General features: G+C 44.3%; 22 protein-coding genes and 3 pseudogenes. 15 read left to right on the forward strand and 10 right to left on the reverse strand.

Annotated elements, in window-relative coordinates; all coding sequences use genetic code 11:
- Positions 1–98: 98 nt before the first annotated feature.
- Positions 99–1,247, reverse strand: coding sequence for a metallophosphoesterase (locus tag AC5SXE_RS03165; protein ID WP_493916571.1), 1,149 nt, complete (start codon positions 1,245–1,247; stop codon positions 99–101).
- A gap of 154 nt (positions 1,248–1,401) precedes the next feature.
- On the opposite strand from AC5SXE_RS03165, the gene hydA reads away from it, so the two are divergent.
- Positions 1,402–2,760, forward strand: coding sequence for a dihydropyrimidinase (gene hydA / locus AC5SXE_RS03170; RefSeq protein WP_493916572.1), 1,359 nt, complete (start codon positions 1,402–1,404; stop codon positions 2,758–2,760).
- Between the two features lie 83 nt (positions 2,761–2,843).
- Here the strand turns inward: hydA and AC5SXE_RS03175 are convergent, their stop codons facing one another.
- From AC5SXE_RS03175 to AC5SXE_RS03185, 3 genes are read right to left on the reverse strand one after another with little or no spacing between them, the layout of a single operon-like run.
- Positions 2,844–3,818, reverse strand: coding sequence for a GDP-mannose 4,6-dehydratase (locus tag AC5SXE_RS03175; RefSeq protein WP_323721321.1), 975 nt, complete (start codon positions 3,816–3,818; stop codon positions 2,844–2,846).
- On the reverse strand, positions 3,815–4,840 hold the full coding sequence (locus AC5SXE_RS03180) for a GHMP family kinase ATP-binding protein (RefSeq protein WP_493916573.1): 1,026 nt from the start codon (positions 4,838–4,840) through the stop codon (positions 3,815–3,817). Before AC5SXE_RS03180 ends, AC5SXE_RS03175 begins: the two co-directional genes overlap by 4 nt.
- Before the next feature lie 11 nt (positions 4,841–4,851).
- Positions 4,852–7,452, reverse strand: a complete 2,601-nt coding sequence (locus tag AC5SXE_RS03185) for a glycosyltransferase family 39 protein (protein WP_493916574.1) — start codon at positions 7,450–7,452, stop codon at positions 4,852–4,854.
- 288 nt (positions 7,453–7,740) lie between these two features.
- Here AC5SXE_RS03185 and AC5SXE_RS03190 point away from each other — a divergent pair, with 288 nt between their 5' ends.
- From AC5SXE_RS03190 to AC5SXE_RS03215, 6 genes and pseudogenes are all read left to right on the forward strand, one after another.
- Entirely contained in the window at positions 7,741–8,424 is a 684-nt protein-coding gene (locus AC5SXE_RS03190; protein WP_493916575.1) for a response regulator transcription factor, read from the forward strand.
- Positions 8,421–9,791 (forward strand): sensor histidine kinase, encoded by a 1,371-nt coding sequence (locus AC5SXE_RS03195; protein WP_493916576.1) that lies wholly within the window; start codon positions 8,421–8,423, stop codon positions 9,789–9,791. Before AC5SXE_RS03190 ends, AC5SXE_RS03195 begins: the two co-directional genes overlap by 4 nt.
- Positions 9,760–10,605 (forward strand): trypsin-like peptidase domain-containing protein, encoded by an 846-nt coding sequence (locus AC5SXE_RS03200; protein ID WP_493916577.1) that lies wholly within the window; start codon positions 9,760–9,762, stop codon positions 10,603–10,605. Before AC5SXE_RS03195 ends, AC5SXE_RS03200 begins: the two co-directional genes overlap by 32 nt.
- An 89-nt stretch (positions 10,606–10,694) precedes the next feature.
- A complete protein-coding gene (locus tag AC5SXE_RS03205; protein ID WP_493916578.1) occupies positions 10,695–10,961 on the forward strand; it encodes a hypothetical protein in 267 nt (88 codons plus the stop codon).
- A gap of 355 nt (positions 10,962–11,316) precedes the next feature.
- Positions 11,317–12,225, forward strand: coding sequence for a restriction endonuclease (locus AC5SXE_RS03210; RefSeq protein WP_493916579.1), 909 nt, complete (start codon positions 11,317–11,319; stop codon positions 12,223–12,225).
- Positions 12,226–12,677: 452 nt separating this feature from the next.
- A pseudogene (locus tag AC5SXE_RS03215) lies at positions 12,678–12,868 on the forward strand (transposase); the annotation flags it as partial.
- Between the two features lie 124 nt (positions 12,869–12,992).
- Here the strand turns inward: AC5SXE_RS03215 and AC5SXE_RS03220 are convergent.
- Genes AC5SXE_RS03220 through AC5SXE_RS03230 form a run of 3 tightly spaced genes read right to left on the reverse strand, consistent with a single transcriptional unit; the run spans position 12,993 to position 15,850 of the window.
- Positions 12,993–14,189 carry a hypothetical protein gene (locus AC5SXE_RS03220; protein WP_493916580.1) on the reverse strand — a complete coding sequence of 399 codons (1,197 nt, stop codon included), beginning with the start codon at positions 14,187–14,189 and terminating at the stop codon, positions 12,993–12,995.
- Between the two features lie 27 nt (positions 14,190–14,216).
- Entirely contained in the window at positions 14,217–15,023 is an 807-nt protein-coding gene (locus AC5SXE_RS03225) for an SDR family NAD(P)-dependent oxidoreductase (RefSeq protein WP_493916581.1), read from the reverse strand.
- A gap of 26 nt (positions 15,024–15,049) precedes the next feature.
- Positions 15,050–15,850, reverse strand: a complete 801-nt coding sequence (locus AC5SXE_RS03230) for an acetoacetate decarboxylase family protein (protein WP_493916582.1) — start codon at positions 15,848–15,850, stop codon at positions 15,050–15,052.
- Between the two features lie 693 nt (positions 15,851–16,543).
- Here AC5SXE_RS03230 and AC5SXE_RS03235 point away from each other — a divergent pair.
- The gene (locus AC5SXE_RS03235; RefSeq protein WP_493916583.1) at positions 16,544–16,777 is read left to right on the forward strand and encodes a hypothetical protein; all 234 of its coding nucleotides are present in this window, start codon (positions 16,544–16,546) and stop codon (positions 16,775–16,777) included.
- 11 nt (positions 16,778–16,788) lie between these two features.
- Here AC5SXE_RS03235 and AC5SXE_RS03240 read toward each other — a convergent pair.
- Positions 16,789–17,966 (reverse strand): IS3 family transposase gene (locus tag AC5SXE_RS03240; protein WP_493916584.1). Its coding sequence is split into 2 segments (ribosomal slippage): positions 16,789–17,690 and positions 17,690–17,966, totalling 1,179 coding nucleotides; the frame shifts between segments, so codons are not numbered across the junction.
- Between the two features lie 69 nt (positions 17,967–18,035).
- Between AC5SXE_RS03240 and AC5SXE_RS03245 the strand changes: the two are divergent.
- The 7 genes and pseudogenes from AC5SXE_RS03245 to AC5SXE_RS03275 form a co-directional block, all read left to right on the forward strand.
- Positions 18,036–19,040 (forward strand): annotated as a pseudogene (locus tag AC5SXE_RS03245) (ISL3 family transposase); the annotation flags it as partial.
- Positions 19,041–19,139: 99 nt separating this feature from the next.
- Complete coding sequence (locus AC5SXE_RS03250; protein WP_493916585.1) at positions 19,140–19,910, forward strand: IclR family transcriptional regulator; 771 nt, start codon at positions 19,140–19,142, stop codon at positions 19,908–19,910.
- A gap of 25 nt (positions 19,911–19,935) precedes the next feature.
- A complete protein-coding gene (locus tag AC5SXE_RS03255) occupies positions 19,936–21,294 on the forward strand; it encodes a dihydroorotase (RefSeq protein ID WP_493916586.1) in 1,359 nt (452 codons plus the stop codon).
- A gap of 278 nt (positions 21,295–21,572) precedes the next feature.
- Positions 21,573–21,701, forward strand: coding sequence for a hypothetical protein (locus tag AC5SXE_RS03260; RefSeq protein ID WP_493916587.1), 129 nt, complete (start codon positions 21,573–21,575; stop codon positions 21,699–21,701).
- A 493-nt stretch (positions 21,702–22,194) separates the two neighbouring features.
- Positions 22,195–22,332, forward strand: coding sequence for a hypothetical protein (locus tag AC5SXE_RS03265; RefSeq protein WP_493916642.1), 138 nt, complete (start codon positions 22,195–22,197; stop codon positions 22,330–22,332).
- A 139-nt stretch (positions 22,333–22,471) separates the two neighbouring features.
- Positions 22,472–23,728 (forward strand): N-carbamyl-l-glutamate amidohydrolase ErtE, encoded by a 1,257-nt coding sequence (gene ertE / locus AC5SXE_RS03270; protein ID WP_493916588.1) that lies wholly within the window; start codon positions 22,472–22,474, stop codon positions 23,726–23,728.
- Between the two features lie 295 nt (positions 23,729–24,023).
- Positions 24,024–24,552, forward strand: a pseudogene (locus AC5SXE_RS03275) (transposase); the annotation flags it as partial.
- Here AC5SXE_RS03275 and AC5SXE_RS03280 read toward each other — a convergent pair.
- Positions 24,478–24,687, reverse strand: coding sequence for a hypothetical protein (locus AC5SXE_RS03280; RefSeq protein ID WP_493916643.1), 210 nt, complete (start codon positions 24,685–24,687; stop codon positions 24,478–24,480). The pseudogene AC5SXE_RS03275 and the gene AC5SXE_RS03280 overlap by 75 nt on opposite strands.
- A gap of 205 nt (positions 24,688–24,892) precedes the next feature.
- On the reverse strand, positions 24,893–25,186 hold the full coding sequence (locus AC5SXE_RS03285; protein ID WP_493916589.1) for a hypothetical protein: 294 nt from the start codon (positions 25,184–25,186) through the stop codon (positions 24,893–24,895).
- Positions 25,187–25,365 lie beyond the last annotated feature (179 nt).

The raw sequence follows: 25,365 nt of genomic DNA on the forward strand, positions 1-25,365 counted from the left end.
TGTATCATTACCTCCCTTGAGCAATTTTAAAACAGGCTCACTCGGAAACTGTCATTTTCTTGCAGGAAAACCCTGTAACTTGATTTCGATATACTAAATTATTTTAAGACATTCAACGTTAAATTCAACAATATTATTTCGGGCGTTGATCCTATGCGCACGGGCGGTCCCCATGTTCCGTATCCGCATGATACATAAATGAGGGTATTTCCTTTTTGCAAAAGCCCCCAACTTTTTTCAAATATCAATCGCGTAATTAAGTTAAAAGGCCACATTTGGCCGTTATGTGTATGTCCTGAAAGTTGGAGTGATGCGCCTTGCGAGGTCGCTTCTTCGAGATCGATCGGCGTGTGATCCAAAACGATTATGGGGAGGTTTTCGGGAGCTTCTCGAAGGATTTCAGAAAGGGGCTGGCGTTTCTTTTCCCCCAAGCGATTTGCCATTATATCCTCACGCCCTACCAATATTAGCGAATCCTTGATGACTACAAATTCGTCACGAAGCAATCTCACTCCCCCTCGGGACAAGTACTTTTGAACGTCCTCTATTCCTGCGTAATATTCATGGTTTCCGGGAACGGCATAGATGCCCAAAGGCGCTTTTGTCCTTTTTAACTCTTCCGCCAGGCCTTCCTCTGTAGCTGCGGTTATGCTCTCGTCGACGATGTCGCCAACCAGGAATACGATATCGGGAGACAAGCCGTTTATTTTATCCACCAGGCCTCTAATGCGAGAGCTGTTAATAAAAGGCCCTACGTGCATATCAGAGACGGCAACTGCACGAAGAGAATCTATGCCGGGATTGCCAAGTGGTATTTCAAGGTCAAGAGTGATGACTTGGGCTTTTCTGGCGTTTAGGCTGCCGAAGGCAATCAAGGCGATTATAAGACAAATGCCAACTTTCCATATTTGTGCTTGCAGTGTGGTGCCTAAAAGCGGGAGGAAGGAAAGTATTGAAGATAGAAGCTTGTAAATATCCATAAATAGAGCTAGGGAAAAGGCGTAGGCCATGAAGGCGAGGTAGTAGGAACCCACTACAATGATTACCTTTATAATAACCCCGGGCGATGTGAAAGCTTGCAATATACGACCGCCAGGATAAGCTGCCATGATCAATAGCAATAACGGGATGAGTATTTTGCCCCGGGGCGATAGGCATAAAGGAGCAACGTGTATATAAATATAATAATTCGTTAGAGCGTAAATTAATGATACGATGCCTAGTAAAATTATTAATCTTAAATACATATAACTCCCCCTTTTAATCATAGTATAATGCGAGTAAAGGAAATGAAGGAATCAGAAATTCATATAAGTCTTAGGGGAATCGCACTTTTAAAAAAGTGATATTGAGGTCAGCTTACTGTAAAACTTCTTTTGCCAGGGAATGGGAGGTGTCAAGATGTACGACGTGGTGGTCAAAGGAGGTAAGCTCGTAAGCGGCTTTCGCGAAACCATTAAAGCCGATTTAGCCATAAAAGGAGAGAAAATAGCCGCGATCGGCGACGATTTGGACGGAAAATATGTAATCGATGCCTCAGGGAAGTTGGTAATGCCCGGCGTCATAGATGCTCACGTGCACATGGGACTTCCCGTTTCCGGCACCCGTTCAAGCGATGATTTTTCCTCAGGCACCAAAGCGGCTGCCTGCGGAGGCGTAACGACGATCATAGATTTCACCGTTGGCAGCAGCAAGTCAACGATACCTGAGGATATCGAAAATAGGCTCAGGGAGGCCGAAAAATCTCACATAGATTACGCCCTTCACGCCGAAGTCATAGGTTGGCATAGATCAAGATCACAGGAGATCCTGAAGGCAGTCCAAATGGGCGTGACTAGCTTTAAATTTTTTACCGCCTACGGTTCTTCTGGGAGGAGAACCGATAGGGGAGCCTTATTTGAGGCGTTCCAGATAATAGGTGATTTGGGCGCGCTGGCAGTTGTGCATGCCGAGGACGAAGAAGTCATCAATTACCTGATGAACGCGTTGGAAGAAGAGGAATTAAAGAACATGGTATCTTTAGCGAAAGTCAGGTCTCCTTTGTGCGAGGCGGTTGCAGTAAGTGACGCGATCTACTTGGCAGAAAGGGCTAACGCGCGCCTGCACATAGTTCACTTGTCTTCCGCCCTGGGACTGGAAGCTTTAAAAAGGGGGAAAAGTTTTTATAAAAATGTGACGGCTGAGACCTGCCCTCAATATCTTTTGTTAACTCAGGATGTGTACGAAAGCACGGATGGTCATTTATACTCGGCTTCTCCTGCCCTGAGATCGCCCTATGACTTAGAAGCCCTTTGGGACGCCCTTTACAACGAAGAACTTTCGATGATAGCTACGGATCATTGTCCCTTTACCAGAGAACAAAAAACTTGGAAGGGAAACTTTTTGGACCTCCCTTACGGCTTGCCCGGCGTGGAGACGGCTTTGCCCTTGATGTTTTCCGAGGGTGTTTTTAAGCGACATTTGCCCATCAGTTTGTTAGTAAGGTTTTTATCCGAAAATCCAGCCAAAATTTACGGCCTTTTCCCTCAAAAGGGTGCGCTTCAAATCGGCTCGGATGCGGACGTGGTGGTGTTCGATCCGAATGCGGAATGGACCATCACTTCGGGTGATTTGCACATGAACACCGATTTTTCTCCCTTCGAGGGCTTGAAGGTGCATGGACAGATTTACACAACTTTGTCACGGGGAGAAGTGATATTTGAAAGGGGTTCCTTTAAAGGACGTGAGGGGAGAGGCAAATTTTTGAGGAGGAGCTGTTAGGACCCTTTTAATTTTTATAAGTAGATAACTCGCACATTATAAGCATCCAATCCTTGTTGAGGTTTCTTATCTCGTAGAATGTGTCACATTGGTCTAACATCGAGGTGATTTTGGCGCCAATACTGCAGCATATCTTTTATGGTAACAGCAAGGTCATATTTGGGCCTCCAGCCCGTGGCGGACACGAGCTTCGAGGAATCTCCAAGTATTATAGGTTCGTCTTTAAGCCGTAGCAGCGTTGTGTCTGTACGTACGTCAAAGGAGATGCTTGATTCCTTCTTTATGATATCAATTATTTCACATACTGCGTACGCTTTTTGGGCGCTGATGTTATAAGCTTCACCGGGTGTGCCTTTTTGGGCAAGCAATATAAGGGCAGAAATCAAGTCCCTTACGTCAAGTATGGCCCTGCGGCTTTCCCTGTTTCCTACTTGCAGTATCGGCGGGGTGTAACCCTTTTCTATCCGGACAGCTCTCAAGGTTAAGTCCGCGCATACATCGCCCGTCTTTCTTGGACCGGTGGTGTTGAATATCCTGGCCCTTATGCCTTTGATGCCATATGTGGCCCAATATTGATAGGTAAGAAGATCTTGGGCGGCTTTACTTACCCCATACGGATGCAGTGGAAGCAAGGCATGGCTTTCCGATATGGGAACTTCTCGTTCATTTACGTAACCGTAAGCGGCGCTGGAACACGCTACGATCACTATCGGGTCGTAAGGTTCCTTGGCCCTTATGAGCTTTATTGCCTCAAATAGATTTGCCGTGCCTATCACGTTGGTCTCAAGGGTTTCCTGTGGCTTTTCCCACGAGATGGCTGGGAAGCTTTGGGCTGCTAAATGATATATGAACTGCGGTTTGTATCGTTCGACTAGAGTGTATAAATTCTCAAAATAACGCACGTCCGTCTCCACGAACGTAGCTTTTCCCTCGATTTCTTTCATGTCGATCGTAGGTTTGTAATAAGAAGCTATAACATTACCTTTCCCTGCGAGGCAAAAGAGCCTGTCTATGAGATGGCTCCCTATCATTCCACCAGCTCCTGTGACTAAGATCATGAACATCGCACCTCCCAAGTATGTAAGCCTATCTCCGTGAACGAATAATTGACTATTTGGATACCTTCTTCTTGAAGCGCTTTGGTTACGGCGTATCTCTTGTCAGGTTTCGTAAAAAAGAACATGAACCCGCCGCCACCTGCTCCCGAGATTTTACCTCCCAAAGCGCCGGCTGATTTGGCTTTTTCGTATATGACGTCGATCTTTGGAGTCGTTATGCCTGCAGTGAAGTGCTTTTTGGACTCCCATGCCTCACCGAGGAGAAGCCCAAAATCGTCGAGATTGTCGGTAAGTAGCGCGGCCTTCATCGCTATGGCAAGCTCCTTGGCCTTGTGAAGTGACGTTAACGTTTCCTCGTTGCCAGAAGCCATGTTTTTTATCTGAGAGCCTAAGATCTTTGACGAATCGTGAGAACCGCCTACGTAGGCCAAAACTAATCTGTGGTTGAGCTCACAAACTACATCATTTCGCAACCTCAACGGGTTTACTATCGTCTTCGTGCTGTTAAATTCTATGAAGTTAAAGCCGCCAAAGGCAGCAGCATATTGATCCTGCTTGCCGCCTTTGATGCCCAGCTCTTTTCTTTCTATGTAATAAGCAAGCTCGGCCACTTCATAGGGGGTCATGGGAAGGTTGAGCCAATGTCTAAATGCCCCAACGACGGCGACGCAGACAGCAGAAGATGATCCCAAACCTGAACCGGGAGGAGCATCGTTATGAATTCTAAGCTTAAAGCCGTGATGTACATCATAAGTTTTCCTCATGTAGTTGACCACGCCTTTTATTAGGTCGAGATGTCCATCATAAGCCAAAAATTGATCCACATCGTATTTCAGGGCTGCGTCGTAATCTATGCTTTCTATCTCTATGGTCTTATCGCTAAACGGAAAGAGGCTCACAGTAGCATAACGGTCAATGGTGGCGTTCATGACAACGCCTCCGTATTCCTCGCAGTAAGGGGATACGTCAGTTCCGCCGCCGCCAAAGCTTATCCTCAAAGGCACCCTTGATCTTATCAGCATGCTTCCTAACCTCACTTTAAAGCGGCTTTAAACTTACTGTTTGCCATCTGTGCTATGGCATAGTAATAATTTCTAACGGGAATGCCGTTTTTTCTTACAACCAGTTCTTTTGGACCTTCTACGTTCCAACCATCTTTTGTCAATTCGTCTAAACATAGACTTTTAGAATTTTGGCCGACCAACAGGAGCACGTCGCTATAGGCGCGTAGACCTTTGTCATTCGGAAACCAGTATTTGAACATAAGACTTTCGTGCCCAAAGAAGTTGGGACCGGCAGTGTATTTTACGCCTTCGCGGCAATCATGGCCTTTGCCGGCTAGCTTCGTTCTGTAGAAAGAAAGTTCGCTTGCAATCGTGTTTTTGTCCATGCCCAACACCAAAGGCTCATGTCCCGTAGTCTGTTCAAGCGTATCTTCTATGTCCTCGACCTGTCTTGCCAGGTCGCTCCATCCAAGCAAGGGCAGATCATGCGGATAACCTACGAAGGGCAGGCCTAAAACAAAATAGTGCAGTGCTGTGCCAAAGATAAGATAGACGACTACAACCGTAGGAATCCAAGCTTTTCGTAGAAAATAGACAATTCGTGACGTTATATCGTTTTCAGTCGTCTGATATGCCATTAGAGGGATGAGACAAAGCCAAGCTGGCCCTGTCCAATTCAACTTGACTTCTCGAAACAGACTAAAGGCCAAAAAGAAGCACACCGGTAAAAGTGCCATTGCCATGCAAAACCGAGATCTTCGGTCGCCTTTTACCCCTAAAAAAGTTCCTAAGACGGCAACTAAACCGACGGGTGAAAGGAGGGCCGCTACATAACCTAGAAATTGGGGCAGGCAAAACTCAAAAGAATCGTTGAACCTGCCAGGCCCCTGATAGACGAAAGATGCCCATCCGTGTTTGGCGTTCCAGATGATGACCGGTGAAAAGATCAAAAGAGCAAGGATAGCAACTAAGTATGGTTCCTTTTTCTTTAACCATTGGCGGGACGTTGGGTCTATGGCCATGAACAATAAACTTGCCGGCGCTAAAAGTGTGATGGTGTATTTGGAAAGCAAACCTAGCCCGGCACAGATGCCAACGCCCCGCCAGGATGAACGTTGTTTGCCAAAAAATACATTGGCCAGAAAATAAAGCGTACCCGCCCAGCAGGCAGCAAGTGGAGCGTCAGGGGTCATTAGCATGCCTATCCCGAAGAAAAAGGGAACTCCGGCTACGAACAAAATAGAGGTGAAGGCGGCCCCCCTACCGTAAAGGTTTCGCGTAAGGGCAAAGACGAACGCTCCCATAACTGCCCAGGAAAGCAGTGCTCCTATCCTTACGGCAAATTCGGTGTTGCCTAAGATGGACGTGAAAAAGGCTATGATCCAGGCCACCGTGGGAGGGTGGTCCAGATAGCCTATATCTAGGTGCTGAGCGTAATTCCAATAGTATGCTTCCTCATAAATTAGCTCCATCACTCCCATATAAAACAGGCGCAACGCGATGGCATAAATGAGAAATATGACAGAGACAGCCCGCCAACGAAGCTCCTTGCACTTAGGCTTCAAGGGAAATACGAAAAAGGCATTCCCTACGTAATTTGAGACAGCGGCAGCAAAGATTCCTCCTATTACGGCTAAAGTCGGTGGCCAACCCAGCAGTTGGTTTAAAGTAGCAAGCACTCCTCCTCGCAGAAAAAGTGACATCAAAGCCAAAAGCGGGAAACGCCCGAAACTAGAGGGAGAGATCCGGTATGTCTTCCCCTGGGCAAAGGACCATTTGGCGTTGCAGGTGAAGTTAAATATTGTAGAGGCAAAAAAGCTCATCACGTGTGATTGCCCTATGGGAAATTTCAAGCCGGTAAGTATAGAAAATACAAGCAGGTCCAAAACCATGGCAAGAAGGCCCACGATCACGAAGCGGATGCCGCTTTTTGCCGACATGTTGCCCCCGGCTAAAGCAGCCAAGCGACACAGGTAAGACCAGCCCATCTTGATGAGATTGATCTTCGAATGCCCGCTCGCCCTGTCTTTGAAAATGATGGGGATCTCGACGACCCTCAAGGAAGGGCCTCCTGCTATGAGCGACTCCATGCACACCTTAAAACAAGCTTTTTCAGGGTCGAGTGAACGAAGCAATTGGGGACGCACGGCAAAGAAACCGGACATGGGGTCACGTACATCTACGAAGATCCTCGCTATGGCTGTGGCGATAAAGGACGCCAAACGTCTGTAAAAGGGCCATCCTGGTGTGGATCCTCCTTTTACGTAACGGCTTGCTATGGCTATATCGCATGTATCTTCCATTAAAGGCTTGGCCAGGTCGGGGATGACCTCGGGCGGATGGCTCAAATCGGCGTCCATGACCACCAGGATGTCGCCGGTGGCCGCACGGGCTCCCGCTATTACGGATTTGGCCACGCCTCTGTCGCCATCGCGGGCAATGAGTCGTACGGGGTATTTTTCTTGCCATTTAAGGACGTGTTCGCGCGTGCCGTCGGTGGAACCGTCGTCTACTATCAATACTTCAAGGTCGTATGAAATCTCACCCATCAGCGCGACAATGCGGGAAAGAAGATCATCAATATTTCCTACCTCGTTTATGGTGGGAACGATTATTGAGACCTTGGACAATTCTTATCCCTCCAAGTATTTATTCCAAAAGGTACAAAGCTGATTTTAGCCACCCGACGATGAAGTTTTCGTGAAGATTGCTTCTTTCAATTGAACTGCCGTAATCTAAAAATGCAGGGACAGCTTCCCATATTATTCTTTTAACAATCTCATGACGGTGGGGATACTAGAAGATTGAACGATAAATTCGAATTTTATGAAGTTGCAGTTATGAATGGGGTAAAATTACATGACAAGTCATTGGTATATAATTTACTAACGTTAACATTACTCCAGGAGAGTGGCGTGATGAGGATTTTGATAGTAGACGATGATATCTCTCTACTTGAACAAGTACGAGAGATCTTGGCCGGCGAGCGCTACATTGTAGACACTGCAAGCAGCGGAATCGAGGCCATGGACAAGCTTTATGACGCTGTCTTCGATATGGTGATACTGGATATCATGATGCCCCATATGGATGGGTTGAGTCTACTTGAGCAAATACGAAAAGGCGGGATCGATATTCCGGTGTTAATGCTTACGGCAAAAGGGGACGTGGAGGACAAGGTCAAAGGGCTTGATCTCGGAGCTGATGACTATTTGGCAAAGCCTTTTTCTATCGACGAATTGCTTGCTCGCGTGCGCGCGTTGTTGAGGAGATCCGGTGGCCAGCATAGCGCGATTTTGGATGTTAAAGGACTAAGATTAGACACTGTAAGCCGCAAGGTCACGAGAAATGGAGAACCGATAGAGCTTACCCAAAAAGAATTTTCAATCCTCGAATTTCTGCTTTACAACAAAAACAGGGTCGTATCGCGTTTTAGTTTGGCCGAACATGTATGGGGAGATGCCTTTGATCCCTTTACCATGTCTAATTTTATAGATGTTCATATTAAAAATTTGCGCCGTAAAATCGGTGATGCGGGGAACGATAAAATCATTCAGACCGTACGTAGCGTTGGTTATATGATCGAAGATGGTGAACAATGACCGTAAGAAGAAGGATTATGCTTCTCATCGTTGGAACAGGTTTGGTATCAGGCTTTCTCTTCTCCGGCGTAGTGTTTTATGAGTTTGTAGAACAATCGTTCAGGCTTTTAGATTCCATGCTTGAGGAGGAAGCTTATAAGGTTATAGAGTTGTTAGAACACACAAAAGGACAGCTCAATTCGCATATAGATGACAGATATTGGATCGTGATTTACGATCGACAGGGCAGCGAAGTCATCTTTCGCTCGAACATGGCCGACTTTGTCAGGCTTCCTTCGGTAAAGCCAAACTCTGCTGTCACCATAAGACACGTAGTCGTAAACGATGCCTCCGGCAAAAGTAAAGTCGAAGCGTTCAGGCTTAAGGCCTTTCCGGTCTCCTTAGGCGATAAAAATTACATCGTTCAAGTCGGTCGTTCCTTAGGAAAGGTTGAAGAGGAGATAAGAGAGCTGGTTTGGGGTATTCCACTAGGTCTCCTTTTTTCTACCTCGGTTTTGATCCTCATCAGCCACTTCGTAACAGGTAAGATACTAAAACCCATAGGGCAGATGAAAGATTTGGCGCGAGATATAAGCGAGAAAAATCTGGAACAGCGGCTTCCTGTAGATGAACAAGGGGATGAATTTAACGATCTGGCGGTGACGATCAACCAGATGCTCGACCGATTGCAGTATTCTTTCATGAGACAGAGAAACTTTCTTTTCGATACTTCTCATGAGCTTAAAACCCCGCTTGCTACCATAAGATTGGCCATCGGCGAAATTTGCTCTTCGAATATGGAAAGCCTTTCCCCTTCGATAAGGGATAACCTTCTCAGATTGAACGATCAAGTGTTGCGAATGGAGCGGCTGGTCAAGGATCTCCTCGACATGTCGTCACTGGAAACGCTTTCTGGTATCGATTTAAAGCCGGTCCATTTAACCGAATTGCTTTCCGCTTTAATAGAGGATTACCGACTTTTATCCGACGCACGCAACATCATGATGGAGGTCAATCTCCCGGAAAACTTGTGGGTTAAAGGCGACGAGGAAAAATTACGTCGTGCCTTCTCAAATCTTTTAAACAACGCAATCAAATATAACGAGGATGGCGGGCAGATAGTGATAAGGGTCGAACGAGATGTCGCAGAAACGGTAGTAATTATTGAAAATACCGGTCCGGGAGTGCCGGAAGAAGACCTGCCCAAGGTGTTTGATCAATTTTACAGGGTCGAAAAATCGAGATCCTTAGATTATGGAGGGTCAGGTTTGGGATTGCCCATCGTTAAAAGAATCGTTGAACTTCATAAAGGTAGGGTCGATATCGAAAGCAAGCCAGGTGCAAGGACGCGCGTTATTGTTCGATTGCCCGGATATAATGCAAGATAATGGGAATAACTTGCCCTTTGTATCCCTTGGGGATTCCGATAAAGTCAAGCTGGGCGAGGCTATTTGCGTCATTGCTTCGCAGCCGTCTGCAGCAGGCCAGATAAGCACCGGTATCGTGAGCGCCGTGAGGGAATTAAAGGGTGGACTTAGGGCATTGCAAATTACGGCACCTGTTGCGAAGGAAAGCATCGGCGCACCGGTTTTTAACAAGAAAGCCGAAGTCGTTGGGGTGGCCGATGTTTACTCCATCGGAGACGGACAGGTCGTCAGCATCGCCATTCCTTCTAATGTCGTAAAGGAACTTTTAAAACAAGCCAAGGCCGAGGTGCAACCCTTGTCAGGGGACTACTTCGCACCCTTTGCCCATGTCGCTGCGCAAGCTGAATTGGATAAAACCTACAAAGAAGCCCTCCAAACGCCTCAGGCAGGTGAAGACGAGCTTATTAGGGCTCTTATAAAAATTGCTCAATCGATGGCAAAAGCGGGCCAGACTGATCGTGTCCTAGCAACTTTTAACATAGCTTTGCAGTTTTCACAGAAAATTAGCGATAGAGATTTGCAATCATGGGCAACGACAGAAATAGCCATAGGATTAGCAAGGGTAGGACAGTTCGATCAAGCGCTGCAAATCGCCCAAAAGGTTTCGGATGCCAGAATTAAGTCAAATACGTTATCCGAGGTAGCAATAACTATGGCCAGGGCAGGAAAGCTCGATGAAAGCTTAAAGGTCGCTCAAACGATACAAGACCCTCTGGCTCGCCTCGATGCCTTGGCAGGAATAATAAATGCCATTAATGTGCAGAAACAACAGTAAAGTGTGCCTAATAAAACGACTATAACCAAAGGCACAGGGACAACTTTGCACGTTATTCTTTTAACTATCCCATAACGGGGGGGAAATTTTTGGGGTTAGCTGATAAAGCCGAGTGGTTGTTTGATGGCTTTAGGATTCCGCCAGTTGTGGTATGGGATAGATTAAAGAGTCATAAAAACGTTTGGCAGGAACGAATATCTCTTATTATGCTAAAGATGAAATTCAATTCTGATGCTCTTTTACCGCTTTCTTATATCACCTTGACATTAGTCGCGCGTAATTGTAAATTACAACTAACTCATGAGCATGAAGGCATAAAAAGTGTATTGGAGATAGACATTGTTTGCGCTGCATGAAAGGTATATGGAAATTATGCAGTGTTCAGAGATTGTGAAATTTAGCTACAAATAAAGGCATGAGCAGAAATGTATGGTTGTGCGAAAGGCAAAGAAAAATAAATTGCGGTAGCGATTTACATTACTACCAACTAGCATGATATTAAGTCAACGAACAGATGGAACAAATTATACGTACATAAAAATATAAGATCTATATTGCAAGCAAAAGATTTTCGGTATCACTCTAAGCACATTTGGACATTTGAAGGTTTTGACCTCAATAATAGTTTATAGCCCATTGTTTAGGAAAAAGTTAAGGGCGTTTTGTTGAGGACAAGTCTTTATGATTGAATTAAAAAGGAGGGGATGAGCAATGGGTATTCCCAGCTATCAAGAAATTATGCTTCCTCTTTTGAAATTAGTAGGAGACCGACAGGAGCATTATATGCGTGATGTTATCGAAATCTTAGCTAAGCAATTTGATCTCACGCCAGAGGAGCGTCAAACCCTTCTTCCAAGCGGCAAGCAGTTAGTGTTCGATAACCGCGTTGGATGGGCACGTACTTATATGAAAAAGGCGGGACTTCTCGAATCAACGCGCAGGGGTTACATTCGAATCACCGATCGTGGCATTGAGGTGCTTAAACAAAAACCTACCCGTATTGACGTTCAGTTTTTGAGTCAATATAAAGAGTTTCGAGAGTTCAAGTTTGGACAGGAAACAAACCAAGAGATTGTTGTCGATTTTCCAAAGGAAATTAACGAGACGCCAGAAGAAATTCTTGCTACTACATACGAAGAGCTGAAGCTGGAACTTGCAAGTGAACTTCTTGATCAGATCCAAAAAACTTCACCTGAATTCTTTGAGCGCTTAGTTGTAGAGCTGCTCGTTACGATGGGCTACGGTGGAACATTCAAAGAGGCAGCACGGGCTGTGGGGCGCACAGGTGATGGTGGTATTGACGGGATAATCAACGAAGATCGCCTTGGTCTTGACGTAATCTACATCCAGGCAAAACGCTGGAGAGATTCTGTCGGACGTCCGGAATTACAAAGGTTTGTGGGAGCCCTTGATGGGAAAAGAGCCCAAAAAGGTGTATTTATAACTACGTCATCGTTCACTAATGAAGCTCGGGAATATATATCAAACGTACAAAAAAAGATCGTTCTCATTGACGGGCAGATGTTAGTTGATTTTATGATCGAATACAATATAGGGGTATCTACAACAATGACCTACCAAATAAAGAAAGTAGAATACGATTATTTTATAGAGGAATAGCTTATCGTATTACACGTCCACTATTTAATGTGGTTCTCAGTTGAGATATCCGAGTTTTTAGGATTATATTCACCACCTCTTTTTGAGGATAATAGCAGGAGGTCATTATAAATGAAGGACCTCATTCAAGGTAATGTAATAGTGGGTCATTGTACCATAAAGACAACTGCTTTAAGAAATTTTGCAATTTTGCAAGGGAGAGTCTCGTTAAGATCTTGAAGGCAGAATTTTGTGAACCATTGCAGGTTTAAAATCAGGATGGAAGCTAGTTCCGAAATCTTTAAGTATATTGAGGTCTTTGCAATCCCACTAGGCTGTTTTTGATGCTTAGCTACAAAAGCCAGAGTAATTTGAGAAAACATATGAAAATCAAGTAAAAGCGATTTAAGGTGATGTTAAATAAAGCTTTGGGATTTCTAAGACTTCAGATACATAAAGTCCAAAAGGTGTCAAATACGCTTAAAAGATGGCGTGAGCCCATCTTAAATTACTTCGACAACAATACTACCAACGCTTTTACTAAAACGTACAACACGAAGGTGAAGATGCTGAAACGAATCTCTTTTGGCCTTAGAAACATAGAGGCTTACGTCAGGAAGATTAGCCCCTATTCTTACCACAGAAATTTTTCCACACTGTTTGAAATAGAGCCCAGGTATCTTGAGTTTTGCATCACTTGGTGGGTTAAAAGAATATTATTAAATGAGAGTTGAAATTATTGTTTTTTGCACTATTGTTTAAACAGCTTTCATTTCTGTTGATCATCATTATTCATTGAAATGGCTTGCTATCCTGTCCAAGTCAATAAGAATAAGCATCAAATACAAAAGACCACATCCATTCGCAAAGATAAGCACATCGATGACCAATTCCGGAAGCAGGTGAGCAAGCAACGCTGATGTTCCAAACATAATAGACAATAAACTCATTAGCAGCTGAGTAATAAAAAGCTTTTTTATAGTTGGATGAACTTTACCGCCTGAATTGTCCGACTTTTTAAATCTAGATAGAAATGTTCTCGCCAGTGTCATAAAACCGTTAATAATATTCAATAACCCAATAAGAATGATTAGCGGTTTTACAAGGATCTCCGGAATAATGCTGGATATGATCCCCAGCGATGCAAACAAAAGTCCAAAACTCACCATTAACCAGTCCCGGGGGAAAGGGCCAATCGGAGTGCTTCCAGATGCCAGCATCTGAATGGCAAATATGACCATCAGGAGTCCGAGCTGAGCACTTCCCGAAAAAGGAAGTTGATCCAAATTAACTGGAATTAACAGTGCTCCCAAAAGCATCATAAAAATAGCAGTTACTAGAAGCATCATTTTATCGGTAGGAAGTGTAACTGCTCCCGGATTGGTATTCTCAGCCTCGGGATATGTATGATAGATTTTTCGAAGGACTAAGGATAAATAAATAATCGCAAATCCATCGGTAATCCCTACTACCGCTGTCATGGCAGTGCTTAACAGACTATGTATTAAAATAAGAAGTCCAATTAATATAGATAGCACATATACTGCACCGCACCCAAATATTAAATGATTAAATATACCCCCATATTGCTTCCATAGACGGAGTTTTTCTCTTGAAAAAACCATCTTGAGCAGAAGTATAAAACCTCCTGGGGCAAAACAGATAAACAGCAAGATGCGAGGGATCTGACTGAAGATATCGGGAACAAAACAGGTCATAATACCAACAGCGGCTATAATTATTCCGATAACGATCAAAGGTCTTGACCGGCTCATATCACCGAAAGGAGTCTTCCCCAGGGTGATCATCTGCAGGGCGAAGACGAACAGGAACAGGCCATATAGCCCATTTTCGTAATAAGGAAATGTTCCAGAAGATACTGGAAAAAGCAAAATCCCGGTGATGAGCATCATTAAACCGGCAATGAGCAAAAGAGCCACTTCTAGTGGAAGATATGCCTCTTGGTGGATTCGGTTTCTGGCCATATCCGATAAAATCTCCATCAGTAATACTTACTGATATGTTCCCTTGGTACGATAGCTCTCACGGCGTTCAGCAGCAATCTGACGCATGATCTTATCGAATTCCGGCCGATTTTCTCTATAAAGCTCATCAAGTTTCCGTACCATTTCAGGAAAAATTATGATGAGAGATTTTTTTTCAAGTTCTTGGAAAATATAGGCAACTGCCTCATCAACGCTGATTGAATCGGGCGGCGGTGTCATATCTCCGAAAATTGCCGTTCTGACATTTCCGGGACATATTACGCTGAAGTTCAATCCTTCTGTTTCTAACTCATACTGCAAACTCTCGGTCATTGTAATTATCGCGCTCTTGCTGGCGGCATAGACTGCTTGATAGGGAATAGGAACAAGCCCGGCAGCAGAAGCAGTGTTGACTATGTGCCCAAATCCTTGTTCCCTCATAATGGGTATTGCTGAATAGGTGCCGTATACTACTCCCATAAAATTTAAGTCCATGATAAATCTCCATATTTCAAAAGTGATTTGTTCGGTCGGAAGCGTCATGCCCATGCCGGCATTGTTGAATACAAAATCAAGATGACCGTCAAAGGCTTTAGCGGCGTGGATGAGTTTTTCAACTTGCTCTAATTTGGTGACATCAGTGATCTGTGCAATAGCCTTCCCGGGAAATTTTTTGTTTAATTGTTCGGATTCTTTGATGAGGTTTTCTTCTTTTACATCGCCCATAAATACTGCCTTCGCTCCCTTGGAAAGCAAGTGCTCGGTGAGTCCCAAACCAATGCCTGATGCTGCACCGGTTACCACTGCAACCTTGTTTTCAAAATACCCGCTCATATCTACACCTCCTTTTTTGTAATTTATTAGGGTAAAATTTTCGAGTCGCCGACGTTGAGTTGTGCCATACACTTTATCATCATGGCGTTTGTATACTTAATCAACGGCAGCTCCGCCAAAGCTTTAATAATATGACTTTGCAAAGGGTGCTGCTCCTGAGTGAGCTGCGTCCACTCTACGCTCCCATCTCCAATCCACGCCTGCTTGACTTTCACTTCTTGCGGGTAAAGGGTGGCATGACTTAATGCGGCTCCTCCCTTTCCGAGGTTGGGCAGGTAGCGCCAGCCAAATAAGTTGATCTTGGAGTTTTCATTTATTTTTTCTATATCTTGCTTATGCAGTTCATCCTTTTTTCGAAAATCGATCTTAAGAAAAGTATAGCTTTCATAGCTGGCAGCTGTGAACCAATGGTCACCAACGTGACGTTCAGAGGCGATATCAGCAAAAAGCTTTGGGACACCATCTTCCTCCCGCCCTCCAATGATGGGACAGGTTTTATTTTCCCATATCACTAAAGCATAGTCACCACAAAGTCCCTCTGTATTTCCTAAATATTTTACCGGTGCAGTAACCTGTATAAGCCGATATTCTCCGCCTGACATCCAATCCACATCTCGACAGTTGCTAAACTGAACGCTAACTATGGGTTCCTGGAGTTCAAAATCCTCTGGTATGAATTTAAGGAGTGCTTCTTGTTCGGTTTCATATTTTAAGGTAATGCCCAACATATCCCGATACACCGGTCTTCCAGGATAAAATGCGGATCCTCCAAAATGGACTGGCATCTTGTAGATATAATCGTCTTGAAATTTAAATTTCCCTCTCACGTTTCCCATCTCCTCATATTTATAGTTATGCAGTAGATATAGCTACTCTATATCATCCGATACATCTGAGTATATTTAAGATTGAAACATAAGAATATTTTCGTCCGAGCTATGAATGATTCATATAAAAAATGAGGCTATTTAATTATTTTTTAGCTTCAATCAAACAAGCTTTATTAAGAGGTTTTTCCTCCAACAACCGTTGATGAAAAAGTCTAAAAAATTACCATTTTTAAACAGCCTCAAAGTATCTTTATTTTAAAATTTATAAAAAAGCTTTTTAATCATAAAATTTACAACTTGTCTTGCCTAAATAACTCACTCCTCACTCTTAACCTATAAAAAATTAACTCCGTAACTAATAATTATTATAATCCCTGCGTTCACACTTTCTCCCTTCTGCCCCATTATTGATTTGGCAACGAATAATCCATGTCTGTAGATCAGATCAAAGACGCGTATATCTATATCATTTGTTTTAAATGGTCTAAGAGATGTAACGATATGATGATGAGAGCTTCAACTGTCAAAAGAAGTCTTGATGAGTATAATAACAATTTCATTTTATAGCACATTAAAATAATTATGTCAACAATGGGAGGCTCTATAATCTTTAGTGTGGAAATTTGACATAAAAAATATAATGGTGGTAAGAACCAACCAAACCCATTAAGAAAGGAGGCTCCTACCACCATGGCCAAAGGCCATTTAAATGATATCACTAATTTGCTTGGGTTGGAAGGTCTAAGGGTCATACAAGTAGTTAAAGAGGAAGATTTTGTAGTAATTAAAGTTCAGGCCAAAGGGGAAAGGGCGTTTTGTCCTCATTGCGGCTTAAAGCACCTTTACAGACACGGCCATGCAAGACCAAGAAGGGCGTTACATGCTTTTATCTGTGGCAAGAGGGTTGGACTTCCCCCGCTTTAGCGGACACCAACCTAAGTCACCTTTATTGGATTTTTATATGTTCTCTCGAATTCCTCCGGGCTTTTGTAGCCAAGGGTAGAATGCAGTCTAGTACGGTTGTAGAATACCTCAATATACTCAAAGATTTCGATCCTGGCTTCAGCCCTGGTTTTAAACCTGCGACGATATACAAGTTCTGCCTTCAAGGTCTTAAAGAAGCTCTCCATTGGAGAATTATCCCAACAATTGCCCTTGCGGCTCATTGAACATATATATCCTTCCTTTTCTAGCAGTTGTCTGTAAGCAAAGCTGCCATATTGGCTGCCCCTGTCGGTATGAACGATCAGCCCTGGCATTGGACGTCGGGCATGTATCGCCATATTCATGGCTTCAACGACCAGCTCCTGGGTCAACCGCTGTTTCATGGAGTATCCTACGATCTTCTTGGAGTAAAGGTCCATCACAGCCGCTAGGTATAGATATCCTTCGTAGGTGTGGATATAGGTTATGTCTGCCGCCCACTTCTCATCCGGACAGTAAGCGAAAAAATTTCTGTCTAAGACGTTATTTGCCACTGACATATTAGAACCCGAGTCGGTCGTGACCTTGAATCTGCGCCTCCCTACGGCCTTTAAACCTGCTTTTCTCATTATTCGTTCTATCCTCTTTTTGCTACAGTGAATGCCATCTTTTGCCATTTGTCTATGTATCCTGGGACTGCCATAGGTACGGCGGCTTTCGTTGTAGATATAAATTATACGTTCTTTTATGATTTCTTCCTGAATTTGCCTTTGGCTTAAAGGCTTTTTTAGCCAAGAATAATATCTACTACGAGATACTTTCAGGACACGACACATCGTCTTTACGTGAAATACCTTCGAGTTATCCAGGATAAAACGGTATTTCATTTCGGGACTTTGGAAAAGATGGCTACAGCTTTTTTTAGTATGTCCCGTTCCTCCTGGACGAGTGCCAATTCCTTCTTTAGGCGACGGTTTTCTTCTTCCAGATCCGTTCCCCGTCTTGCCTTGCCCAGGCCGGGGAATGCCCTATCTTTATATTCTTCCTGCTCTCTTTTCCATCTTGCGAGCATGCTACAGCTGATTCCCAGATCTTTAGCTATTTCACTAATGCTTTTGCCGCTGGTATGGCATAAGTCTACTGCGTTGCGCTTAAATTCCTCATCGTAATGTCTCCTCGCACTTCCCATGAAAGAAACCTCCCCCTTTAAATTGGATTATATAGCCTTAACTTCGTGTCCTGCAAATCGGGGGAGGGCCAGGTATATCTTGAAATATGGGGACTGCAGAGGTGGAAGTGCAGGTCCTGTGGTCGCACCTTCACTTGGAGGCTTGAAATCCTAAGGCCAAAAAGCAGGCTTACCAATATGGCCGAGATGTGGGTACTGTGGTTGCTAAAGTTCATGAGCTTCAAAGAGGTGGCAAAGCTTCTTCACATATCCTACGGCAAAATTAAAAAGGTGTTGATGGACTTCGTGAGGATGGCTGACTTACCGGGATCAATGATAGACGACTTAGAAGAACTTCACCTAGGGATAGATGAACACAGTTTCAGGCATCAGGACATGGTGATAGTGGTGACAGACGTAATGGCAAAGAGGGTGCTTGGAATACTAAAGGACGATCGCCTTTCTACCCTGGAGGAGTTTTTAAAGAAGATCCCAAGCCAAAGGGTCAAGGAAGTATGCATAGACATGAAGGAGGGCTTTAGAAAGTTGGCTCAAAGGCTTTTCCCCAAAGCCAATGTAGTCGTAGACCATTTCCACATCATAGCAGACGGAAACAGACGCATGGACGAGGCAAGGAGGATAGAACAAGACGTACGTAACAAAAGAAAAGTAAGGATACCCAAAAAGATATTCCTCGTGGGATTTGAGCGGTTAAGCGAAGGCGGAAAAGAAAAGCTAGACGAGCTTTTAAGCCAATACCCAAACCTCAAGGACTTTTACTGGGCTAAGGAAGCTTTGAGAAAACTTTACAGTGCAAGGGACAAAAAAGAAGCTTTAAGGCAGTTGGAGCTAGTCATCATAAACTTAAAGGCCTCTGACGACGCTGAAGCCCGAAGGTGGGCAAATACGCTTAAAAGATGGCGTGAGCCCATCTTAAATTACTTCGACAACAATACTACCAACGCCTATACAAAAATGTGCAATACGAAGGTGAAGATGCTAAAACGAATCTCTTTTGGCCTTAGAAACATAGAGGTCTACGTCAGAAAGATGATGCTAGGGTTCTTACCACAGAAATTTTTCCACACTGTTTGAAATAGAGCCATCGTGCTCTTGACAAAAGCAGAGATCAGCAATACAGTTGTCATGTTATGTTTATGATACAGTATCTCGATTATTGAGACGAGGAAAAAGATGGAAAGAGATAGCTATATCAACCAATCAATTTCGAGAGCTATTAAAGTTCTTGAAGCTTTATGTCAAGGAGAGGGCGAGGCGGGTGTCTCTGAGCTCAGCAGGAGAGTGGGTTTACATAAAAGCGTCGTCCACAGGATCCTTGTAACCTTAGAGAAAAATCAGTGGGTTGAAAAAGATAATAACAGTGGCAAATACCGCTTGGGCTTAGGATTGCTCTCAATCAGATCTTCGCTCACGCGACATCCCCTAATTGCTTTATCCCGACCAACTATGATGAAACTCTTGGAGCTCACAGATGAAACGATAGTCCTAGCCGTTGAAAGCAAGATCGGGGCGATATGTATAGAAAAACTCGAGACGTCACGTAGTGTAAAGGTGACCTCAGAAGTAGGGCGATATTTCCCTCTCCATGCGGGTGCTACCGGAATTGCAATATTGATAGGCATGCCAGAAAGCAGGATAAGATCTCACCTATTATCTAAGCCTTTGGAAAGGTATACGGAAAGGACGTGGACTGATCCTCATGAGGTGTTAGAGAGGGTTTTAAAGCTCAAGGAGTTCGGATATGTCACCACAACAAGTGAGGTGGACGAAGGAGCAACCGCCATAGCTGTTCCTTTAGCTATTCGGCATGGAGAGATTTACGGAAGTCTGACTATTAGTATGCCAGAATACAGATTCAGTGAGGAAAAAGAAGAAGAATTTGTACCACTTCTATTTGAAGCTGCTAAAGAAATCGTTAACAGAGTAGAGACATTAGGCGCATAGACTGTAAAAAGGAGGGTGCCAAAAAATGTCATTTGATCTCGTTGTTAAGGGTGATGTCGTAACGCCTGTTGATATCGTACGAAACGGGTTTGTGGCTGTTTCCGGAGGCCAAATTGCGGCCATTGGGTTTGGAAAAGAAGTCCCGTTGACTGAGCAGGTTCTGGACGCGAGGGGCAAATTAATCCTGCCAGGTGCTATTGATGCACATGTCCATTCGGCAAGTGTCAAGGACAAACCTGAGAAACTTTTTAACACAACTCGCGCGGCTGCTTCGGGCGGCGTGACGACGGTAATCGATATGCCTTTCGATGCAGCTGGCCCCGTGATAAATCGGTTTCGCCTTAAGGAAAAGATATCTGAAGTCAACAATGAAGCCGTAGTAGATGTTGCTCTTTATGGCACGATCGCTAAAAATAGTGGCACCGAAGAAATAGAAGGATTGGTAGAAGAGGGTGCCTGCGCCTTCAAGATGTCAACTTATGAGACTGACCCTTATCGTTTTCCCAGGATAACAGATCGTGAATTAATGAAAGCTTTTTCAGAGCTAAATAAATACGGAGTAGTTACCAGTTTTCATGCTGAGAATGAAGAGTTGGTTAGAGCTTTTGTAGACGAGTTAAAAAGTTGCGGTTCTGGTGAACCATTAGATCACTGTCGCAGTCGTCCTCCTGTGACTGAGGCGACTGCTATAGCGCATTTGCTTGAACTTGCGCTTGCATGTAACGCCAAGGTTCATATAGCCCATGTTAGCATACCTAGGGGATTTGATATTGTAAGAAGTTATAAAAATTGGGGACTCGATGTAACTGCTGAAACGTGCATCCATTACCTAGTTCTTGCCGAAGAAGACATGCCGAGGCTCAAAGCTTTCGGTAAAATAAATCCTCCCTTGAGACCCCGCATCACTGTTGAAGGGCTGTGGCAAAAACTTATGAATGGGGAAATAGATTTCGTTACATCCGACCACGCTCCCTGGCCTTTAGAAAATAAGACCTGTCCCAACATTTTTGATAACGAATCTGGCGTCCCTGGTGTAGAGTTGCTCCTACAGTTACTTTATAGCGAGGGTGTGGTTAAGCGAGGTATGAATATTAAAACGGCTGTGCAATTGGTTAGCGAAGCACCTGCACGTCGTTTCGGACTCTATCCCAAAAAAGGAGCTATCCGCGTGGGCGCTGATGCAGACATAGTTGTGTTAGATCCAGGAGTCAAGTGGAGATTTAGTGCCGATAAAAGTTATAGCAGTGCCAAGTGGAGTCCTTACGATGAAATGGAAGTGACGGGGCGTGTGGTAACTACTATGGTGCGTGGGCAAGTGATCTATGATGGTAAAGAGGTGTTTAGTAAGCCTGGATGGGGAAGATTTGTAGGGCGTGTTATTTAGGGAGAGTTGCGATATGTTTAGCTTCCTTGAGTAGCCTCACAAGAAGTGATGCGTTGCATTAAAGATGGGAAATTTGGCCATGAGCAGAAAATTATTTGTTAGGGTAATATGTATAATTGTATTCGTATCTTTCTTGTTCTTTACAGGATTGACCCGCGAAACTAAAACAATAACTATTAAATATTTGGATCACGATCCGCCAGGTGGTTATGAGAACTAAATTTTCAAGCGAAGTATGGTTCCCAGAAATTGTGAAGTAAACTGAAGGAAAGATAAAGATGCAGGACTTTTGGAGTGGTGTATTGCTTTCCTCCCAAGAAATGCTTAAGGGTATAGGTGCTGAAGTGGCCCAAGTAACTTCGAGAATATGGCATGGCTTTACCATAAAGCCCAGAGGAGATCCCTGAGCTGTAAGAGGAGCTCGTCAAGGCTAATGTGATGCCCTTGCTCTTCACACTTGGGTTACCTGGTGCCTTTTATAGCACAAAGCTGATTAAGAGTATTGACGGTATAAAGAGTCAGAAGTGGCGAGCTGGCGACAAGTGGGCATATTGGTTCCTAGAAAGTGCGTGGGCCGTTCTAGTTTCCGTTGCATGGGAGATGTATTCGTGGCTTTGCAGACTGGCACGATACTTATAATATTGGCTTCTGGAATAAATTGCCCAAGGATGTGCAAGGAGGAACTCTTAAGGCGAGCGAAATCGTGGAAAACGCATTCTCCATAATAGTATATAACGAAACAGTAGGCGGGCTGCCGGTTGCTCTGTGACGTTCATATCTGGTGGAAATGTAGCGAAGTGGGAAAACGCAGAGAAATTGCGAGATTTACAAGAGTAATGGATTAAAGCGACTAAAGAAGCAGGCCTTGAGACCGCGCCATCAATACCTGGTTATGATCCTATCTGGTTTGGCGTGATAGTGCTGAATTTGACTGAAATGGGATTGATAATGCCACTGGTAGGTTTGAATATATTCGCCATTAAGGGGGTAATACTACCTAAATATAACGTATCGCGAATCGTTCGAGGATATTTTTAGAGGGTGTGCTCCTTTGTGGCGTACAACATAATAGTGTTGGTTATACTTTTTATATCCCAACAGATTGTCACATGGCTTCCAAACTTATTACTGGGATAATTTTTTAGATCTTTTAACTTATGTGATAGAGGTGCTGACATTGGCAGGTCGAATAGATGGTAAAACTTTAATTAGAACTATTGAAAAGATGGCCACCTTCACTGATCGGAGCGATCCTCCCTTTACGAGGCGTGCCTTCACAGAAACTTATTTAAAGGGAAGAGAGTGGCTCAAAAGCCACTTTGAAGCATCTGGTTTAGATGTAAAACTTGATGCTGCGGCAAATTTGATTGGACGCAGAGAAGGACTTGATCGCGACAAACCGCCTATAATGATAGGCTCTCATACAGACACAGTCATTGGTGGCGGACGCTATGACGGGATCTTAGGAGTGCTGGCTGGTGCGGCGGTAGCATCTTATCTTTATCACTCTGGTCAATCTTTACGATTTCCCTTGGAGGTTGTGGACTTCTTATCAGAAGAGGTAAGCGACTATGGCGCCGTTTCCTGCGTAGGAAGCCGCGCTATGGCTGGAGTGTTATCCCAGGAGATGCTGTCGCGGACTAATCCCAACGGTGAAATGCTTAAAGACGCCATAAGACGAATGGGTGGTAACCCCGATAGTTTGCGTGCTCCTTTAAGGAAACGTGGCGATATTGCTGCATATCTTGAGCTTCACATAGAACAAGGGCCAGTATTGGATGCAGCTGATATTCCTATAGGAGTTGTCTCTGGCATTGTGGCAATCCGCCGTGTGAAGATTACCATAAAAGGGCAAGCAAACCACGCTGGGACTACTCCAATGGAGGCTCGAAGTGACGCATTGGTCGGGGCTTCTCAAGTAGTTTCGCTAGTCTACGACATTGCTTTAAATTGGCGCGGTCGCTTTCCCTTGGTAGCTACAGTTGGTCGCGTGGAACTATTCCCCAATTCACCAAATGTAATACCAGGCTTATGCATTATGGACTTGGAGGTTCGAAGTATCTCGATAGAAGAAATCGACGCGTTTTTATCTCACCTCCAAGAGGTAAGCACTTCAACAGGCATAGCACGTCGTGTTTTAATCTCCTTTGAACGTGTAAGTGATGCTCCACCTGCTCTATGCTCGAGAATGGTTGCAGCTGCTATAAAAGAGGCTTGTTTAAGCCTGGGGTACAAGTATATGGAAATGCCAAGTGGGGCAGGACATGATGCTATGCATTTGGGTTCGATAGCACCTATAGGCATGATTTTTGTCCCCAATGCCAAGGGCTTGAGTCACTGCTCCGAGGAATTCGTGAAGGAGGAACACGCTGTGGCAGGAGCAGAGGTGCTTTTAGAAAGCCTTTTTATTTTAAACGATAAGTTTGATGTCTAATCTATTAGATCAGCTAACCGGAGTGCATTATTCTTAAAAATGCGTGAGGGCTTTGGCTATCTCTTTGACCCTCTTGTCTGTATCTTTGGAAGTTAGGCCCTTTTTTCCTCTTCCGTGGGAAACGGTGCGTTGTAAACCATCGCGGGCGAAACTGGAGGGCCAAGCTTTATTTCGTCTATTTCTATGTCAGCAGCAGATAACGCCATACTATGCGTCCTTTTGTTACCGCCGGCGCATAATTGGCCCACCTCTAGCAGATACTTCCTCTGAAGAGCAATAGATCGGAGGGAAATAAATGCTAAGGAGTGGGTCTGTGATCATGTTATATGAGCTAAGGGCAAAGGAAGTGGGCATTCATGAATAGCCAGGAATACAGGTCATTTTAAGAAATACGGTAAGAAAGTATTTGAGGGCAGAAGGGATACCGGAACGTCGCCTTTCGCGCAAGCGAGGTTCCAAGCTCGATCCCTATAAGGAGACCATAGGAAAGCTAACCAGTCAGGGGATATTTAACTGTGAAGTCATCTACGAAAGGATAAAGGCAGAAGGCTATACCGGCGGTCGCAGTATCCTGCGCAATTACGTAAGCTGCTTTAGGCTACCCAAGCAGACATCAGCCGGTACTGGCCCTACGAGACAAAACCAGGAGAGCAAGGGCATGAGATTAGGGGGGTACATATACATCGATGAGGGGACGGGCGAAATAAGAAAGCTGTATCTTCTCATAATGGTCTTGGGGTATTGCCAGCCTATACATGGAATTTACCAACCGATGTAACGTGGATGTCTTTAACAGGTGCATGATTCATGCCTTCGAGTACTTCAAGTTGGAAGAAGTTCACGAACAACCTCAAGACATCGTATATCTCGTTTAATATCTCCACTTCATCGTCCGTATTGTAGCGAGCATATCCTACGGTACGTCTTACTACTGCCAGTTCTTCTGTTCCACGTAGCAACAGTCGTTTTTGTTGCCAACCCTGGACCTGGTAAAGGTTATCTCCTTTTCTTCACAATAACGCAGCATGTGGGCGTTTATGAAAACATTGTCGTTATCAAAGTCAAGCCCTTAATTGAAAAGGGTAACCTTTAACTATAGCCTCAAAGGTCCACTTCTGTGCCCTATTTTTTCACGGCCCTATTCTCCGTCCAGTCGGAAATACATCAGTAAGGGGTCGGGGTAAAGGCGAACTGCCCTCTGGGGTTCCTTCCTTCGTGAGATACTAAATCCATCTCCATAAATCTCACCTTGGACGTCTCCCAATCTGCGGAGGTGCGCACGCTTATTTGGTTTTTGAGGAGGCTTCCCGGCTTAGTGCTCTTTCTTTTTCCGATATCGATCCTTTTCTTCTTGTCCTTCAAAAGACGGTCCATGCTCGAAGGAGATATAGCTAGTAGCTTCTGCCTCGTATCATCGGAGGCTATCTTTATCTCCCCAAAGGCTTCAAGCATCGGCACGAGCCAACTCATGCAAGGGAAACGGCGCTTTCCGCAAGGGTAATTCATGATTGCCCATATCTGTCTTAGGATCCCAAATACTTCTGCATCAATTTTTTCTTCTCAGAGCGTTTCTTCTTTCTCCTCACATCGGCGATGAGCTTATAAGGCCTTCCGGCTCTGTCTTTAACGTAAATGTA

The organism is Acetomicrobium sp. (assembly GCF_059026225.1).

Bases quoted from the DNA above. Each gene is read 5' to 3' on its own strand.
- hydA (WP_493916572.1), top strand. From the start codon at position 1,402: ATGTACGACGTGGTGGTCAAAGGAGGTAAGCTCGTAAGCGGCTTTCGC.
- AC5SXE_RS03175 (WP_323721321.1), bottom strand. From the start codon at position 3,818: ATGATCTTAGTCACAGGAGCTGGTGGAATGATAGGGAGCCATCTCATA.
- AC5SXE_RS03255 (WP_493916586.1), top strand. From the start codon at position 19,936: ATGTCATTTGATCTCGTTGTTAAGGGTGATGTCGTAACGCCTGTTGAT.
- AC5SXE_RS03260 (WP_493916587.1), top strand. From the start codon at position 21,573: ATGCAGGACTTTTGGAGTGGTGTATTGCTTTCCTCCCAAGAAATGCTT.
- AC5SXE_RS03225 (WP_493916581.1), bottom strand. From the start codon at position 15,023: ATGAGCGGGTATTTTGAAAACAAGGTTGCAGTGGTAACCGGTGCAGCA.
- AC5SXE_RS03165 (WP_493916571.1), bottom strand. From the start codon at position 1,247: ATGTATTTAAGATTAATAATTTTACTAGGCATCGTATCATTAATTTAC.
- AC5SXE_RS03235 (WP_493916583.1), top strand. From the start codon at position 16,544: ATGGCCAAAGGCCATTTAAATGATATCACTAATTTGCTTGGGTTGGAA.
- AC5SXE_RS03250 (WP_493916585.1), top strand. From the start codon at position 19,140: ATGGAAAGAGATAGCTATATCAACCAATCAATTTCGAGAGCTATTAAA.
- AC5SXE_RS03195 (WP_493916576.1), top strand. From the start codon at position 8,421: ATGACCGTAAGAAGAAGGATTATGCTTCTCATCGTTGGAACAGGTTTG.
- AC5SXE_RS03210 (WP_493916579.1), top strand. From the start codon at position 11,317: ATGGGTATTCCCAGCTATCAAGAAATTATGCTTCCTCTTTTGAAATTA.
- AC5SXE_RS03180 (WP_493916573.1), bottom strand. From the start codon at position 4,840: ATGCTGATAAGATCAAGGGTGCCTTTGAGGATAAGCTTTGGCGGCGGC.
- AC5SXE_RS03190 (WP_493916575.1), top strand. From the start codon at position 7,741: ATGAGGATTTTGATAGTAGACGATGATATCTCTCTACTTGAACAAGTA.
- AC5SXE_RS03220 (WP_493916580.1), bottom strand. From the start codon at position 14,189: ATGGCCAGAAACCGAATCCACCAAGAGGCATATCTTCCACTAGAAGTG.